The sequence below is a fragment of the Pseudomonas sp. P4_C8 genome, from assembly GCF_056401975.1.
In genome coordinates this window covers 1-15,117 of record NZ_JBFUIH010000069.1, presented here as the reverse complement: position 1 = coordinate 15,117, position 15,117 = coordinate 1, and the positions used below count along the sequence as shown (strand labels likewise).

Sequence of the window (15,117 nt, the reverse complement as noted above, 5' to 3'; positions counted from 1 at the left end):
ATCCCGCACCACGGATGAATTGGGTGTTGTGAACATGAGTGAAGAGACTGTTTCCCCGGCCGCTGACGCACCTGCTGCCAAAGCTCCCCGCCGTTGGCCGGCGCTGCTGGTCGGGCTGTGCCTGGTGGCTGGCGTGGCGGGTGGGTTGTGGTGGTTCATGCACAAACCCAAAGCGCCACTGGCGGAGTTGGCTAGCGACAAACTGGGCATGAGCCGGCCGGACGGTCTGCTCGAAACCCACTCCTTGAGCCAATTGCCCAAGGACCTGCTGGCGGTGCCGTTCCTCAAGGAAACCCTGACCGAAGATTTCGTCTTCTATTACGAAGCGCATGTCGATCGTCTCGGCTTGATCGGCAGTCTGCGACGGATCATTTACGAGCATGACCTGAAATTGCAGGACAGCCTGATCGAGCAACTCTTCGATCAACCAGCCGACGTGGCGCTGTGGCGCGGGGCGGATGGCCGGCTCAAGGATTTCCTGTTGGTGATGGATCGCGGTGGCCTGGCCAAGGTCTTGGAGCCGCTGGCCAAAGTGGCGCTGGACGATTCACAGCTGACTAAACTCAGTGATGTGAAGGTCGGTGCCGACGACGTGGCGCTTTATCAGCTCACCTACAACAACAGCAAAGCGCTGGTCTTCGCTTCCCATGGCGACAAACTGGTGGTGCTGTCCAATCCCTCCAAACTCTACGACCCAAGTAACGGAGCGGCGGAAGAGCCGGGCAGTGTTTCGACCCTGGCGCTGGCGGCTCTGCTGAACGGCGACAAACTGTTCCCCGAAGCCTTCGGCCTGCCACCGCGTACACCGGAAGTGAAACAACGTCTCTCGGTGAACTCCAGCGTTCTGGCCATGGGTTACCAGCGCTTCATCCCGAACTTCGCCGGACTGCGCTTCGACATGGACGACAAGGGCTGGCACAGCTTCCTTGCTCTGGATGAACTAGAGGATCAGCCGGACTTCGACTTCAAACCGATCTGGCAAGCCATGCCGATGGGCGCCAGCGCCTGCGTTGCTTTGCCCCTCGCGGCGGAACAACAGAAACCGCTGTTGGTGAAACTCGGTGCCGAAGAAACCGTGGCCCAGGCCCTGACCGAACACATGGCTGGTGCCGCCGGACTGTGCTGGTATGCCGATTCGCGTCTCTACACACCGCTGCTGGTGGCCAGCCTGAACGACGATGACAGCGCCAAGCTCGACGGTGATCTGGGCAGTTTGTTCGGTTCGATGGTCGGCGCCTTTGAGCCGAATGTCGAAGAGCATGCGTTCCCGGTGGTCGAGAAACAGGAAGGTCCAACCCACCAGTGGCAGCGTCAGGTCAGCTCCAACTTCGGCCCCTACAAAGCCAAGGAAGCTGAAGATCCGGACGCGATTTCCGGCAAGGCCTTCATGAAAGTCAGCCTGGCCCGTCACGGCTCGACGCTGCTGTTCTCCCTCGACGACAAACTCGTGGACAAGGCCCTCGGCACCCTCGACAAACGCTTCCCGCCGATGGCTGACGTGGTGCCGAAAGACCTGCTGATGCCGCTCTACTTCGGCCCGGAGCCCATGGCGCAACTGATGCAACAGGAAACCCTCGACAGCCTGCCGCAGGACATGGAACCGGTGTTTTACAACGCCGCGCAAACCTACCTGATCCCGAAATTGCGCAAGCTCGGTGGCTATGGAAAATACGCCCTGACCTTGCCCGAAGGCAGCGAACCCGACGGCCACTGGCAATGGCTGCCGCTGCAATGGAAAGCCCTGTGACTGCACTCATCCGAGGCCTCGGCTTGCTGGCCATGTTGCTGGGCAGTCGCGCGCTCGCCACTGAGGCGCCACCCCTCGACGTGCAGCAATCCCAGGTGTTCCGCGCCTGGTTCGTGCGCATCGCCCAGGAACAACTGACCCAAGGCCCGAGCCCGCGCTGGTATCAGCAGGACTGCGCGGGACTGGTGCGGTTCGCCGCCAACGAAGCGCTGAAAGTCCATGACGATAAATGGCTGCGCAGCAATGGCCTGTCCAATCGCTACCTGCCACCGGAACTGCAATTGAGCGAGGCGCAACGTGGTCTCGCCCAGCAATGGCAACAGGGCGGCGGCAAGGTCGGGCCGTACGTCAACGCGATCAAATTGATTCAGTTCAACAGCCATCTGATTAGCCGTGATGTGGCGCAAGCCCGGCCCGGCGACCTGATGTTTTTCGATCAGGGCGACGACCAGCACCTGATGATCTGGATGGGCCGCTACATCGCCTATCACACCGGCACCACCACCCCCACTGACAACGGCATGCGTTCGGCAAGCCTGCAGCAACTCATGACATGGAAGGACACCCGATGGATACCCGACGCAGCCAACCCCAACTTCATCGGCGTCTATCGACTGAACTTTCTCTCCCAATGATCGGTGCCCGCATGTTGCGTTTTCTGCCTCTGCTGTTGGTCTTGATGCTGCCTTTCTCGGCGGTCAACGCCGAAGACACCGTCGAGCCGAGCGGCTACACGCCAGTGGCCGGTGAAAGTTTTTTTCTGCTGGCCGACAGCAGTTTCGCCAGCGATGAACAAGCCATGGTGCGCCTCGAAGCGCCGGGTCGTGACTATCGCCGGTTTCGCATGGAGCCTTACGGCGGCGCCGACATTCGTGTGTACCGCATCGACAAGCCGCTGGATTTTCTCAAACGCCAGAAGAACCTGCACCGCGTCGTCAGCGATGGCCAGTTCAAAGGTGAAGGTCTGTCGAACACGCTCGCGTACCTGTGGGACAACTGGTACCGAAAATCCCGTCGCGTGATGCAGCGGGCGTTTTCCTACGAGTCCCGCCAACAAGTCACCGAGGCAGTGCCGGAACTGAAGATGGGCACCGCGATTGCCGCGCCAACGCCTTACGACGCCCAGCCGCAATTCGCACTGATTCCGGGCTTGCCGGTGGTCAGTCAATTCCGCTATCCACTGTGGCAAGCCAAACCGATCCAGCCGCCTGAGGGTGTGAACCTGGCGGGTTCTTCCAGCGAGTTCGTCAGTGTCGCGCCGGGCAATGTGTACATCCCGTTGGGCAACCTGAAACCGGGTCTGTACCTGGTGGAAGCGCTGATCGGCAAGTACCGCGCGACCACCATGGTATTTGTCTCGAACACTGTGGCGGTGAGCAAGATTGCCGGTGATGAACTGGTGGTCTGGGCCGCGCGCAAACACGAAGGCAGTTCGGTGCCCAAGGTTAATGTGCTGTGGACCGACGGCCTCGGCGTGATGAGCAGCGGCGCCACTGACACCGACGGTTTGCTGCGTCTGAAACACGTCAGCCCCGAGCGTTCTTTCGTGATCGGCGAGGACGAAGAGGGCGGGGTGTTTGTCTCCGAGAACTTCTACTACGACAGCGAAATCTACGACACCAAACTCTACGCCTTCACCGACCGGCCGCTGTACCGGCCGGGGGATTGGGTGTCGCTGAAAATCGTCGGGCGCGAATTCAAGAATGCGCGTGATTCGGTGGCGCCGACCGCAGCCGACGTCAACGTGACCGTGCTCGATGCCACCGGCACGGCGCTGCAATCGCTGGCGTTGAAACTCGATTCCAAGGCGGGCACCCAAGGTCGTTTCCAGTTGCCGGACAATGCGGTGGCGGGCGGTTATGAACTGCGTTTCAGCTACAAGGATCAGACTTACAGCAGTGCGTTCCGCGTGGCTGAATACATCAAGCCGCACTTCGAAATTTCGCTGAACCTGGCCAAGCAGGATTACCGCACTGGCGAACCGGTCAAGGGCAGCCTGGTGTTGCTATACCCGGACGGTAAACCGGTGGCCAACGCCAAGTTGAGCTTGAGCCTGCGCGCCCAGCAACTGTCGATGGTCGACAACGAACTGCAATACCTCGGGCAATTCCCGGTGGAGCTGACCAGCACCGAACTGACCACTGATTCCAAAGGCAACGCGACCCTCGACCTGCCGGCCGCCGAGAAGCCGAGCCGCTACATGCTCACCGTGTTTGCCAGCGATGGCGCGGCGTATCGGGTCAAGACCACCAAGGAGATTCTCATTGACCGTGGTGCCGCGAGTTTCAGCTTGAGTGCGCCGCAACGCTTCAGTGCGGTGGGCGACAAAGTCATTTTCAGCTATCAAAACGAAGGCGCCAACGAGCAGAGCAAAACCGTCACGCCGAGCAGCTACGGCTGGGTGCGTCTGGAAGACCAGAGCAGCGGCGACGGCAAACTTGCCGCGAAGGACAAAGGTTTCACCGTGGCTTTCGACCGTCCGGGCACTTACAACCTGACGTTGAAGGATGACCATGGCCGCGTGATTGGCGCGACCGGTCATTCGGTCACCGGCGATGGCGTCAAAGCCGTGCCGGGCACCGTGGAAATTGTCCTCGATAAACCGGAGTACAAAGCGGGTGATGAAGCCTTGGCGTTGATCACTTTCCCGGAACCAATCAGCGATGCGCTGCTGTCGCTGGAGCGCGACAAGGTCGAGGCCACGGCGCTGCTGTCCAAGGGCGGCGACTGGCTGAAGATGGAAAAACTCAGCGACACCCAATACCGTGCGCGCATTCCGGTGAAGGACAATTTCGCGCCGAACCTGACCTTCTCCGTGCTGTACACCAAGGGCGGTCAGTACAGTTTTCAGAACGCCGGCATCAAGGTGATTGCGCCGCAAATCGACGTGGCCATCGTCACCGATAAAGAGGCCTATCAGCCGGGCGATACCGTGTCGGTCGACCTCACCACGCAGTTCGCCGGCAAGCCGATTCCGGCACACCTGACGGTCAGCGTGGTCGACGAAATGGTCTACGCGTTGCAACCGGAAGTTGCGCCAACCATCGACCAGTTCTTCTACCACCCACGCCGCAACAACGTGCGCACCAGCGCCAGTCTGTCGTTCATCAGCTACGACGTGGCGTTGCCGGGCAGCCCGGGCGCGCCGGGCAAAGCCAACCGCAGCGAGCGGGGGGTGAAAGTGCTGGAGCGGCCACGTCGTGAAGACGTCGACACCGCCGCGTGGCAGCCGGAATTGATCACCGATGCCAACGGCAAAACCCGCTTCACCTTCAAGATGCCGGACTCGCTGACCCGCTGGCGCATCACCGCCCGAGCCATCGCCGATGACGGTCAGGTCGGGCAGAAGAAGCAATTCGTGCGCTCGGAAAAACCGCTGTACCTGAAGTGGAGCGGGCCAACCAAATTCCGCAGTGGCGACAAGCCGGCTCTTGGGGTGTTTGCCTTCAGTCAGGCTGAAAAACCAGTCAAGGCTGAGCTGGTGATTCATTACGGCGGCGCCGATCAGCGTGTGCCGGTGACCCTGAACAATGGCATCAACTACATCCCGCTGCCTGCGTTCGCGTTGGCCTCTGGCGAGTGGACTGCCGAACTGGTGCAGGATGGCAAAACCGCTGACGCGCTGGCCGTGCGCCTGACCGCGACCGGTGAAGGTTGGCAGGTTACGCAAAGCCAAAGTCTGGACGTGGCCAGCGGCGAAACACCGCTGAGTTTGCCGGCGGACGCGACGGATATTCGCCTGCGTCTGGATGACAGCCCGCAAGCGCTGTTCCGTTCGGCGCTGGATGATTTGCTCAGTTATCCATACGGCGGCGTTGAACAAACCGCCAGTCGTTTGCTGCCGCTGAGCATCGCGTATCCAACCTTGGCGTCGAACCCGCAAATCCGCGATCGCTTACGCCTGATCATGCAAAACAGCCGCTTGCGACTGGTGCAAATGGCCGGGCCTTACGCGAGCTTCACCTGGTGGGGCATGGACGGCGAGCCGGATGCGTTCCTGACCGCTTACGCTTACTACGCCGACTGGTACGCCAGTAAAGCGTTGGAGCTGAGCCTGCCGCCGGAGCATTGGCAGCGGGTGCTGGAGGTGTATTCGAAGCAGGCCAAAAACACCCCGCTGTTGCAGCGCGCGCTGATCCTGTCGTTCGCCAAACAGATGCAATTGCCGGTGAACACCTTACTCAGTGGGTTGATGGATGACCTGGCGAAAGCGGGCGAGGGTAACGCCGCGAACCTGATGGAGGACGGTGAAGACAGCCTCGTGATGAGTGATCCGGATTCGGCGCTCGGCTTAGCCGCTGCGCGCGTGTTGACGGCATCACTTGCGCGTCAGTCCAAGGTGACGCTGCCGGACGCTTTCAATCGTCAACTGGCGGATGCGCAACAGCGTTTGGCCGTCAGCTCGCAGCCGTTCGCCGAAGCGCTGAACCTGTCGCTGCAAGCCTTCGATCCGGCTCACGCGCAAGCCTTGTTGCAACGCTTGCTGCCGCAGCAATCGACGCTGGAACGCGCCTTGGCGCTGACCTGGTTGCAACGCAGCATCGAGCAGGCTTCGCCCACCATCGCATTGGCACCGGGGGAAGGCTGGAAGAAAGAACACAGTGATACCGGTGAGATGTATTGGACGTGGCAGGGTGTTTCGCCAGTGCCGGCCGTGTTGTCGTTGGCTGGGACGCAGGAACGGCCATTGCGTGCCGCGTTGAGCTACCAGACCCAACAACCTTCGATTGATCCGATGGCAGTGACCATCACTCGTCGCCTGTCGCGTCTGGTGCCGGGTGATGAGGCCTTCACCTTCAAACTCGAAGCGGTCGGCACCCAGCCATTGTCCAGCGACAGTCTGTATCTGGACGAAGTGATCATCACCAGCAAAGCCGCGAAACCGCTGCGCTACGGCATGCTCGAAGTGCCGCTGCCGCCGGGTGCCGATGTCGAGCGCACGACGTGGGGCATCAAGTTGATGGGCAAGGCTGGCACCGAACCGACGGCGCTGGAGAAGGCGCGTTTCGAGCCGGGGCAAATGGCTTACGCGATTCCGGTGGATGCCTTGAGCGGGGAAATGCGCTTGCGTCACTTGGTGCGCTTTTCGCAGAAGGGTCAGTTCAATTTGCCGCCAGTGCGGTTCACTCAGGTTTATGCGCCGCAACATCAGGCGCAGGAACAGAAGCCGGCCCTTGGTCAGGTTACGGTCAACTGACATGACCCGGCCTCTGGTCTGGTTGCTGCTGTGTTTGACTCCTGCTCTGGCGACAGCGCAGGACGAACCGCTGCGGCTGGGTTTCAAGGGCGAACTACTGTCGTTGAGCCGGACTCAGGTGGTTTCACGCGAGCCCATGCCTGCTGATTTGCAGGCGCCATTGGGCAGTTTGTGGAAGTTGTTTGTGTACGGTTGGCTGGTGGATACCGGCGCTCAAGAATCGCCTTATGAATGTCGCGGGCAGTCAAAAGAAGAAGTTTATTGCTGCACGGCCGGCGGCAAAATTGAGCGCGATCAGGCGTTGGTGAAATCGTGTGGCTTGTACTTTGAACCGGCGCGATTGGGCATCACCGACGCTGACTGGCGCACGTATTGGCAAGCGCGACAGGCACCGGAGTGGTTACTGGATTTGCCCTCATTAAAGCCCTCTGCGCGAGTTTCCGTCGCTGAATTGCTCAAGGTGCTGGCCGGGATGCCGGCGCAGGATCAGACGAGACGGGTGTTGCTGGACGTGGTGCTGAATGCCGCCGACGGCAATGTCGTGGGCGAACTCGGTGGCCGGTTGCGGGTTAAAACCTGGAGCTGGCTGGGGGATCAGGACCCGTCGTCACGTCAGGGCGGGTTTGCCGGTTGGACGGCGGATGGCACGCCGATCTGGGCCGGTGGGCGCGGGACCAGTCAAATAGTGCTTCGTCATTACGGTGAGGCGTTAGCCTCAGCGTTGCCGACTGACTGGCCTGCGGATACGGGGCGTTGTGTCGAAGTCGGATTGTTTTCCCGCTATCCGATCGAGCGCGTTCTGGCGGGGGATCGTGTTGTTTCTTCCGGGCCATTGCAGGGCGACTATCGCATTGAATTCAGCAAAGGCAACCAGCTTGATATCCACAGCGACGGCGAACTCTTTTTATTGAAGGACAAGCTCGTCGCCCGCCTGGACCGCGAAGAATACGTCGCCCGCGTCCTCCAGCGCGAAGCCAAACCCGAACCCGCCGAAGCCGCCAAAGCCTTGGCCGTCGCCATCCGCACCTACCTGCTGCAAAACGCTACCCGTAATGGCGACTGCCTGAGCATCGACGACAGCAGCAGCCGTCAACGCGTCGCCCCACGCCCAGCCACTAACGAAGCGCGCAATATCGCCGCCTGGACCAGCGACCTCGTACTGGCCGGCAGTACCGTCACCTACCACGCCGATCAACCCGGCCCGGACAAACTCTCCTGGCAGCAAGCCGTCGAACAAGCCAACGCCGGCCAACGCTTCGACTCCATCCTGATGCACGCCTACCCGCGCGGCAGTCTCAGTCGCTGGGACAACCCTGTCGCCTCCTGCGAAGCACTGCCCGCCGCGCAAGACTGGCTGCAAACCCAGCGTCGCGGCTGGCGTGCGCGGTTGGAAAGCGAGGTCGGCTACAACGAAGTCAGCACCTTCGCCGTCTGCCGCCTGGCCTTCGGCCGGCCCTACGTCGACCGCGAACGTCAGCGCATCTACGTACGCGGCGTGCTGTCGCTGCAAGACCGCCTCGACCTGACCCACGAATACCTGCATCTGGCCTTCGAAGCACACCCCAACGGCCAGGATGAAACCTACATCGAAGGGCTCGCCCGCCACCTCTTGCTGGAATAGGCCATGAAACTCCGTTATCCACAGGTCATCCTGTTCCTTTGTTCTTTTTGCGCACTGCCGCCGATTTTCGCCGCCGACGCCGCCGTCAAACTCGACACCCCCGTCGGTGGCTGGCGTACCGGCGCGGTTGAGGGCGAAGGCGAAAACTTCCGTCAGACCGTCAATTATCCCGCTTCGTCGGTTAACACCCCGGTGGGGCAGGCCAACACTGCGCGCATCAGCGGTCAGATAAAATCCACGCCCAAATCGGCGGAGCCTGGTCGACTGATCGTCAACGGCGTGAGCATGCCGCTGAAAATCGACTCGGCGGGTCGCTTTGATCGCCCGTTCTCGTTTCCCAATGGCAGCAACAGCGTTGAAGTGCGCAGCCCTGATGGCCAGCAGCGGCATCGCACGCAATTTCTCAATGCCAGTGGCGGTGCCACACCAGCCAAGTTACGGGTGTTGCTTTCCTGGGACAGCGATAACACGGATCTGGACTTGCACCTGATTACGCCGGAGGGGGCGCACATCTGGTACGGGGATCGTGTTGCGCCCAATGGTGCGGCGCTGGATGTTGATGTGACGACCGGGTTTGGCCCGGAAATTTTCGCCATGCCAGCGCCGATCAAGGGGCAGTATCTGGTGTATGTGAACTACTTTGGCGGTGGCTATCGCAGTGACGATGAGGGGCAGGAAGATGCGGTTCAACCGCTGACAACGGCGCAGGTGACGGTGATTACCGAGGAAGGTACGCCGAACGAGAAGATGGAGACGTTTCTGGTGCCGATGCGGGCCGTGGGGGAGTTGACGATGGTGAAATCGTTTAGTTATCCATGATGAAGTGATTGTCCAGCGGGCTGCTGGACAATCAAAAATTCAACTACAACTGCGTTTCACTCGAATGAAAAAATCTTCTTCCAGTCCTTTTTCATGCTGATCACAGTCCAGCCCTCATTTTTCGCCTGGTTAAACAACGATTCGGTAAAGGTGCCCACTTTACTATCCGGTAATCCTTGCGCCGGGCCATAGGCGTACTCGCGATCGGCGTCGTCATGGAGCACCAACATTGCCAGTCGCGCGCCCTTGCCGGCTTTGGTGTACTCCAGCATTTGCTTGTCACCGGTGGAATTGCCGAAAGCTGCTTGAGGCTGACGGCCGACCATCAGGTAAATGTTCTCTGGCTTACCCGCATCGTTGTCGTTGAGCAGTATCTTGGGCATCTTGATCAGCTCGGGTTTGCCGCTTTTGTCGTAGCTATATTCGGTGGCCCCGGCACTGCCGACTACCTGTTCGGGAGGCACACCATAGACTTCTTCGGCATAAGCGCGAACGAAGTCCTGACCGCCGCCGGTGACGATGTAAGTTTTGTAGCCGTTGTCACGCAGGTATTGCATGACTTCCTTCATCGGCTTGTAGGTCAGCTCGGTAAAAGGGCGCTTCCAGCGAGGGTCACGGGCTTTGGCCAGCCAGGCTTGGACTTGCTGCTTGAACTCATCCGTGGGCATGCCGCTCAGGGTCACCATGGCAATTTTAAGATAATCATCAAGGGTCAGTTTCGCCATGGCGGCATGGTCCCCCGAAAGCACTGTTTTGAAGGGTTCTACTTGAGCCAATTCGGGCCTTGCCTCGACTGCGGCAGGCACGCGACTCAGGCAATAGAACAATTGGCTATAGGCAGGGTGTTCAACCCACAAGGTGCCGTCCTGGTCGAAGGTTGCGATGCGCTCGGCTGGTGATACGAACTGAGCACCGCCTTCCTGGGTGGTCGCCTTGACGAATTCTACGATGGCTTGCTTGGCCGGCCCTTCATTCCAGGAAGGCAGCGGGTCGGCAGCGAACACCGCCGTCGACGCAATCAAACTCAGCCCAATTACGGCAAGGGGTGAACCAAAACGTCGCCTGACATGAGCGTCAGGACGGTTCGCAGAGATGACGGAGCTCCAGGTACGCTGCACCAAAATCATGAATTTCATGATGTTTACCTATGGTTGGATTGGTAAATCGTTGGTCGTACGTGGCTGCTCACTTTGCTTATGACTACAGCAGTCAGTTGGGAGTCAAGTGTAGATGGTAGTACTTGCTATTCAAGCCGACCCTGCCCCCCCTGTTGCCGTTTGTAAGCTGGTTTTTACCCGGTGTCTGGACGCTACGCACCACAGCGAAACGCTAGTGACGGTGGAGTTCACGCTGCCAGTCCCGGCGGCAGAATAAGTCCGTAACGAGCTCTTTGCTCATCATCCGCTATGGTGATGTAAATCAGTCTCTTATCGAGGGTGCTCCATGAACACCTATTTCACGTTGTTTGTCGGTATGTTCACCACGTTACTGGCCATCATCAATCCCTTGGAGGCGATTCCCGTGTTCCTTGGTATGTTGCAAGGCAAGGACGTTGCCGAGCTCCGCCGGGTGGCACGTAAAGCTTGCATCTATGCATTACTGCTGATGTTCTTTTTCCTGATTTTCGGCAACCTGCTACTGCGCCTGTTCGAAGTGCCACTGAGTATGATTCGGGTGGTTGGCGGGATAATTCTGATGCGTATCGGTTTTGAGCTTTTCGCACCCTCGCCCAATAGCAGCCTGATTCCCACTAACCACGACACTGATCAGGATGTGTCCTTCATTCCCATGGCCATGCCAATCATGTTTGGCCCCGGTGCGATTGCCACCGTGATCGGACTGACCAGCACCATCAAGGACTCCGATCGGGCCCTGTTATCTTTCGCCGTGGTGGCGCTGGCCATCTGCGCCACCATGTTCACCACCTATTTGTCACTGGCCTACGCTCAAGTCATCCTCAAGACAATCGGCCCGCAAGGTATCGATGCCGCCACACGAATTGTCGGATTCTTCGTCTCTGCCATGGGGGTCGGCCTGATATTCCACGGCACGGTGGAGTTTCTGCAATCGTACGGGGTGCTGCTCCATGGCGGAGCGGGGTAGGGCGGCGGCGTGATCGTGATCTGCGGGGAAGGGGGTGCTTCGTGCGAGGCCAGTAATTACGTGGGTTTCGGGCATTAAAAAGCCGGCTTGTGGCCGGCTTCTCGGGGACTGGCTTGGATCATTTTTGGTAAACCGCGTCAGCCTTCAAAACGTACACCCGGATCTTGCGTCCGGCTGTGGGACTTGGCGAGAAAATCATCTGCCTTGTCAGTGCGATCTGAGCCGCGAGGCGGGTCGATGCGCAAATGTGGGGCGCAGCATACTGATTTTTTTGGGGAATTCCCAGTGTGGTGTGGTGTGCTGCGCGGTGTTACAGAAACGGCACCGCCGGTCGGCGTTTGTTAAGCGTCGACCACCAGAACACCCATCCCAACACACTGATGTTCTGCTTCTCAATCTGCTCGGCACTAAGGATCTCATCCGGGTGCTCGGTTTTGTTGTAACTGCGCAATCTCAATGCATTGCCTGGCATCCGGTGCAGGTATTTGATTCGCAGCATCCCGTCATGATCTATGGCGTAAATCTCTCCATCAATCACCGTGGTCAGCCCACGGTCGATGGCTAGTGTGGAGCCATCTTCAATCCTCGCGCCCATGCCGTTACCGAGCATGTGAACGCAGAACACATCCGCATGATTGATTTCCAGGGAGTCGAGGTGGCTTTTGGGTAGTCGGATGAATTGGCCGGTGTCTTCCACGATATGGGTTTTATGGGACCCCGGAGTTATGGGCATTTCTTTGTAAAGGGGCAGTTCGACATCCGTCGGCTCGATTACCGTGTAGATGCCACGAATCGCCTGCGCGTCGAAGGTGTTGCCAGACTCGCCGAGCAGATGCAGGTGTTTGGCGTCTTCCGGGCCTTCGCCGGTTTTGAGCCAGTGGCTGTTTACCGAGAGTAATCTGGCGACCTCTTCCATGCGGTAGGCGGGCACGCCGCGGGTGTACCAGTTGTGGATGTTTTGTGCTTCCGTGTCGAAAAACGCGGCAAATCCTGTCGTCGTGATGTTCGCTTTTTCGAGGAGTGCTTTGAACCGGGGGCCGCTAGTGTTCTTTTTCATAAACACGAGTCTACGGGCGCAGGGCGGGGCTTTGAATAAACGAACCGTTCAAATTTCGAGGGAAATTTACGACCGGATGTAAGACGTATTTCGAACAAATTAAACAGAAAAAAACCGCAGCGACCGAAAGATAAACACGCTGTTTAAAGCGCTTTATGAGCGCCCACAAAAAACCCCGGATAAACCGGGGTCTTTTCAAGGCGTCAGTGGCGCGAGGCCGATGGCGTCTTAGCCTTTATAGGCGGCAACCGACTTGGTGATCGCGTCGCGGGCGGCATCTGCGCCGGCCCAGCCTTCGATCTTCACCCATTTGCCTTTTTCGAGATCTTTGTAGTTCGCGAAGAAGTGCTCGATCTGCTGAATCAGCAGCGGTGGCAGGTCGGTGTATTCCTTCACGTCGACGTACAGCTGGGACAGCTTGTCGTGTGGAACAGCGATGACTTTGGCATCGCCGCCGCCGTCGTCGGTCATGTTCAGGATGCCGACCGGACGTGCGCGGATGACCGAGCCTGGAGCCACCGGGTAAGGGGTCACTACCAGCACGTCGAGGGGATCACCGTCGTCAGCCAGGGTGTTCGGGATGTAACCGTAGTTGGCCGGGTAGAACATCGGGGTGGCCATGAAACGGTCAACGAACAGGCAATCGCTGTCTTTGTCGATTTCGTATTTGATCGGCGCGTGGTTGGCCGGAATCTCGATCGCGACGTAGATGTCGTTCGGCAGGTCTTTGCCAGCCGGAATCTTGCTGTAGCTCATTGGGCGGTGCCCCCGTTAGTTGACCAAAGATACTTGGCCGGATTGACCAAAAAGTGGCGGCGATTATAGGCATATTCCGCCGTTGATGCTACGTACCAAGGGTCGTAGAGACCTTAGTCGCGTGCCTGATAGACCGGGTCTGCAGCCAGAAGTTGCCGTAACCGGCTCAGTGGATCCTGCCGGTAGAAAAGCTTGAGCTGCTCATAGACCCGCGGATAAGCCTCGAACAGTAAATCCGGGGCGCTGAAGAAATACTCGCTGGTGACGGCGAAAAACTCGGCGGGGTTCTCTGCGGCGTAGGGATCGATCGCGGTTTCGGCGTCCGGGTTGCGCTCCAGTTGCCGGTCGAGGTCATCGTAGGCCTCTTGCATCACCTTGGCCCAGTCGCTGACCCGCATGTCGGGGTGCAGCGGCGGCAGGCCGTTGGCGACGCCATTGAGCATGTCGAGTTTGTGTGCGAGTTCATGGATGACCAGGTTGTAGCCCTCCCAGCCACCACTGGCCATCACGCCCGGCCAGGCGAGGATAATCGGACCTTGTTGCCACGCCTCGCCACTGTGTTCGCCGTCCCATTCATGCTCGACGCCGCTGGCGTCGCGATGGCGCTGGGGGCTGAGGAAGTCGTCGGGGTAGAGAATTATTTCGTGGAAACCCTGATACCAGTTCAAGTCGCCCAATTTTAGCAGTGGCAATTGCGCCTGCGCTGCCAGCAGCAGGCGCTGCTCCTGGTGCAGTTCGACGCCGGGCAGGGCGGTCAGGTGTTTGTCTTCGAGGAACAGCACGCAGGCTTCACGCAGCCACTGGTCTTCAGTGGCGCTGATGCCATCGAGAAAACTCAGGTGATGGCGCACCCGCTGCCACATGTCGTCGGCAATCGGGTGCCTGGCCAGGATGCGCTGGCGGCGCCAGGCGCTAAGCGACCACATCGCGGATCAGCGCGATTGGGTTTTGGACGCAGCGTTGGCGAGGCGGCTGCGGACCATGCTTATGACCATCGGAAGCAGCGACACCAGGATGATGCCCACCACCAGCAGCGACAGGTTTTTCTTGATGAACGGTACGTTGCCGAAGAAGTAACCGAGGGTCACCAAGCCGCCGACCCACAGGATCGTGCCGAAGACGCTAAAGAAAAAGAAACGCGGGTAAGGCATTTTTCCGACACCGGCGACGAACGGTGCAAAGGTGCGGATGATCGGCAGGAAACGCGCCATCGTTACGGTTTTACCACCGTGCTTGTCATAGAAATCGTGGGTTTGTTGCAGGTAGTCGCGACGAAAGATCTTCGAGTCCGGGTTACTGAACAACTTTTCGCCTGCTGTTCGACCAATGATGTAGTTGGTGCTGTCGCCGAGAATCGCCGCGAGCATCAACAGGCCACCCAATAATACGGGGTCCATGCCGCCACCGGCCGCAACGGCACCGGCGATGAACAGCAGGGAGTCACCCGGCAAGAACGGCGTCACCACCAGGCCCGTTTCACAGAAAATCACCAGAAACAGAATGGCGTAGATCCAGGCACCATAGTTGGTTACCAGCATGTCGAGGTAGACGTCGAGATGCAGCACGATGTCGATCGGGTTGAAATCCATAGGGGCACCTGTGGTAACGGCCGGACTCTGCAGGCCTGTGCGGATGACTTCGCGGAAGACTACATAGGAGTGTAGTTTTTCTTGCAAGTCGAAAAGCTCGGGATTATACGGGCTGAAAAGTGAAAAGAGCGTTCAGTGTATATAGCGGGGGATGTCGCGGTAGACCGATGGTCGATGCGGTTTTTTGTAGGAGTGAGCCTGCTCGCGATGGCGTCAGCCCAGACAACA

Annotated in this window: 11 protein-coding genes; 6 read left to right on the top strand and 5 right to left on the bottom strand. The window is 59.0% G+C overall.

The features are described 5' to 3' along the window. Positions 1-34 precede the first annotated feature (34 nt). From AC1DWM_RS28220 to AC1DWM_RS28200, 5 genes are read left to right on the top strand one after another with little or no spacing between them, the layout of a single operon-like run. Complete coding sequence (locus tag AC1DWM_RS28220; protein WP_477796698.1) at positions 35-1,747, top strand: DUF2138 domain-containing protein; 1,713 nt, start codon at positions 35-37, stop codon at positions 1,745-1,747. Beyond that, positions 1,732-2,382: a DUF1175 domain-containing protein gene (locus AC1DWM_RS28215; RefSeq protein WP_411741882.1), complete on the top strand. Its 651-nt coding sequence runs from the start codon at positions 1,732-1,734 to the stop codon at positions 2,380-2,382. The genes AC1DWM_RS28220 and AC1DWM_RS28215 overlap by 16 nt, the downstream gene beginning before the upstream one ends. After that, positions 2,379-6,944: an alpha-2-macroglobulin family protein gene (locus AC1DWM_RS28210; RefSeq protein ID WP_477796710.1), complete on the top strand. Its 4,566-nt coding sequence runs from the start codon at positions 2,379-2,381 to the stop codon at positions 6,942-6,944. The genes AC1DWM_RS28215 and AC1DWM_RS28210 overlap by 4 nt, the downstream gene beginning before the upstream one ends. A gap of 1 nt (position 6,945) precedes the next feature. Beyond that, positions 6,946-8,565, top strand: a complete 1,620-nt coding sequence (locus tag AC1DWM_RS28205) for a DUF2300 domain-containing protein (RefSeq protein WP_477796697.1) — start codon at positions 6,946-6,948, stop codon at positions 8,563-8,565. Between the two features lie 3 nt (positions 8,566-8,568). Beyond that, positions 8,569-9,384, top strand: coding sequence for a YfaP family protein (locus AC1DWM_RS28200; protein ID WP_477796696.1), 816 nt, complete (start codon positions 8,569-8,571; stop codon positions 9,382-9,384). A 56-nt stretch (positions 9,385-9,440) separates the two neighbouring features. Here AC1DWM_RS28200 and AC1DWM_RS28195 read toward each other — a convergent pair whose 3' ends face one another. Then, the gene (locus AC1DWM_RS28195) at positions 9,441-10,520 is read right to left on the bottom strand and encodes an HAD family hydrolase (protein WP_477796695.1); all 1,080 of its coding nucleotides are present in this window, start codon (positions 10,518-10,520) and stop codon (positions 9,441-9,443) included. Between the two features lie 307 nt (positions 10,521-10,827). On the opposite strand from AC1DWM_RS28195, the gene AC1DWM_RS28190 reads away from it, so the two are divergent. Continuing rightward, positions 10,828-11,487 (top strand): MarC family protein, encoded by a 660-nt coding sequence (locus tag AC1DWM_RS28190; protein ID WP_223521920.1) that lies wholly within the window; start codon positions 10,828-10,830, stop codon positions 11,485-11,487. A 310-nt stretch (positions 11,488-11,797) separates the two neighbouring features. On the opposite strand, the gene AC1DWM_RS28185 is transcribed toward AC1DWM_RS28190, so the two are convergent. The 4 genes from AC1DWM_RS28185 to AC1DWM_RS28170 all read right to left on the bottom strand — a co-directional run bounded on the left by AC1DWM_RS28185 (position 11,798) and on the right by AC1DWM_RS28170 (position 14,889). Beyond that, positions 11,798-12,544 carry a S24 family peptidase gene (locus AC1DWM_RS28185; RefSeq protein WP_477796694.1) on the bottom strand — a complete coding sequence of 249 codons (747 nt, stop codon included), beginning with the start codon at positions 12,542-12,544 and terminating at the stop codon, positions 11,798-11,800. A gap of 228 nt (positions 12,545-12,772) precedes the next feature. Beyond that, on the bottom strand, positions 12,773-13,300 hold the full coding sequence (gene ppa, locus AC1DWM_RS28180) for an inorganic diphosphatase (protein ID WP_008052339.1): 528 nt from the start codon (positions 13,298-13,300) through the stop codon (positions 12,773-12,775). A gap of 113 nt (positions 13,301-13,413) precedes the next feature. Then, positions 13,414-14,226, bottom strand: coding sequence for a M90 family metallopeptidase (locus tag AC1DWM_RS28175; protein WP_477796693.1), 813 nt, complete (start codon positions 14,224-14,226; stop codon positions 13,414-13,416). Positions 14,227-14,232: 6 nt separating this feature from the next. After that, positions 14,233-14,889, bottom strand: a complete 657-nt coding sequence (locus AC1DWM_RS28170) for a DedA family protein (protein ID WP_223521924.1) — start codon at positions 14,887-14,889, stop codon at positions 14,233-14,235. Between the last annotated feature and the right edge of the window lie 228 nt (positions 14,890-15,117).

Bases quoted from the DNA above. Each gene is read 5' to 3' on its own strand.
- AC1DWM_RS28210 (WP_477796710.1), top strand. From the start codon at position 2,379: ATGATCGGTGCCCGCATGTTGCGTTTTCTGCCTCTGCTGTTGGTCTTG.
- AC1DWM_RS28170 (WP_223521924.1), bottom strand. From the start codon at position 14,889: ATGGATTTCAACCCGATCGACATCGTGCTGCATCTCGACGTCTACCTC.
- AC1DWM_RS28195 (WP_477796695.1), bottom strand. From the start codon at position 10,520: ATGAAATTCATGATTTTGGTGCAGCGTACCTGGAGCTCCGTCATCTCT.
- AC1DWM_RS28175 (WP_477796693.1), bottom strand. From the start codon at position 14,226: ATGTGGTCGCTTAGCGCCTGGCGCCGCCAGCGCATCCTGGCCAGGCAC.
- AC1DWM_RS28215 (WP_411741882.1), top strand. From the start codon at position 1,732: ATGGAAAGCCCTGTGACTGCACTCATCCGAGGCCTCGGCTTGCTGGCC.
- AC1DWM_RS28205 (WP_477796697.1), top strand. From the start codon at position 6,946: ATGACCCGGCCTCTGGTCTGGTTGCTGCTGTGTTTGACTCCTGCTCTG.
- AC1DWM_RS28200 (WP_477796696.1), top strand. From the start codon at position 8,569: ATGAAACTCCGTTATCCACAGGTCATCCTGTTCCTTTGTTCTTTTTGC.
- AC1DWM_RS28220 (WP_477796698.1), top strand. From the start codon at position 35: ATGAGTGAAGAGACTGTTTCCCCGGCCGCTGACGCACCTGCTGCCAAA.
- AC1DWM_RS28185 (WP_477796694.1), bottom strand. From the start codon at position 12,544: ATGAAAAAGAACACTAGCGGCCCCCGGTTCAAAGCACTCCTCGAAAAA.
- AC1DWM_RS28190 (WP_223521920.1), top strand. From the start codon at position 10,828: ATGAACACCTATTTCACGTTGTTTGTCGGTATGTTCACCACGTTACTG.
- ppa (WP_008052339.1), bottom strand. From the start codon at position 13,300: ATGAGCTACAGCAAGATTCCGGCTGGCAAAGACCTGCCGAACGACATC.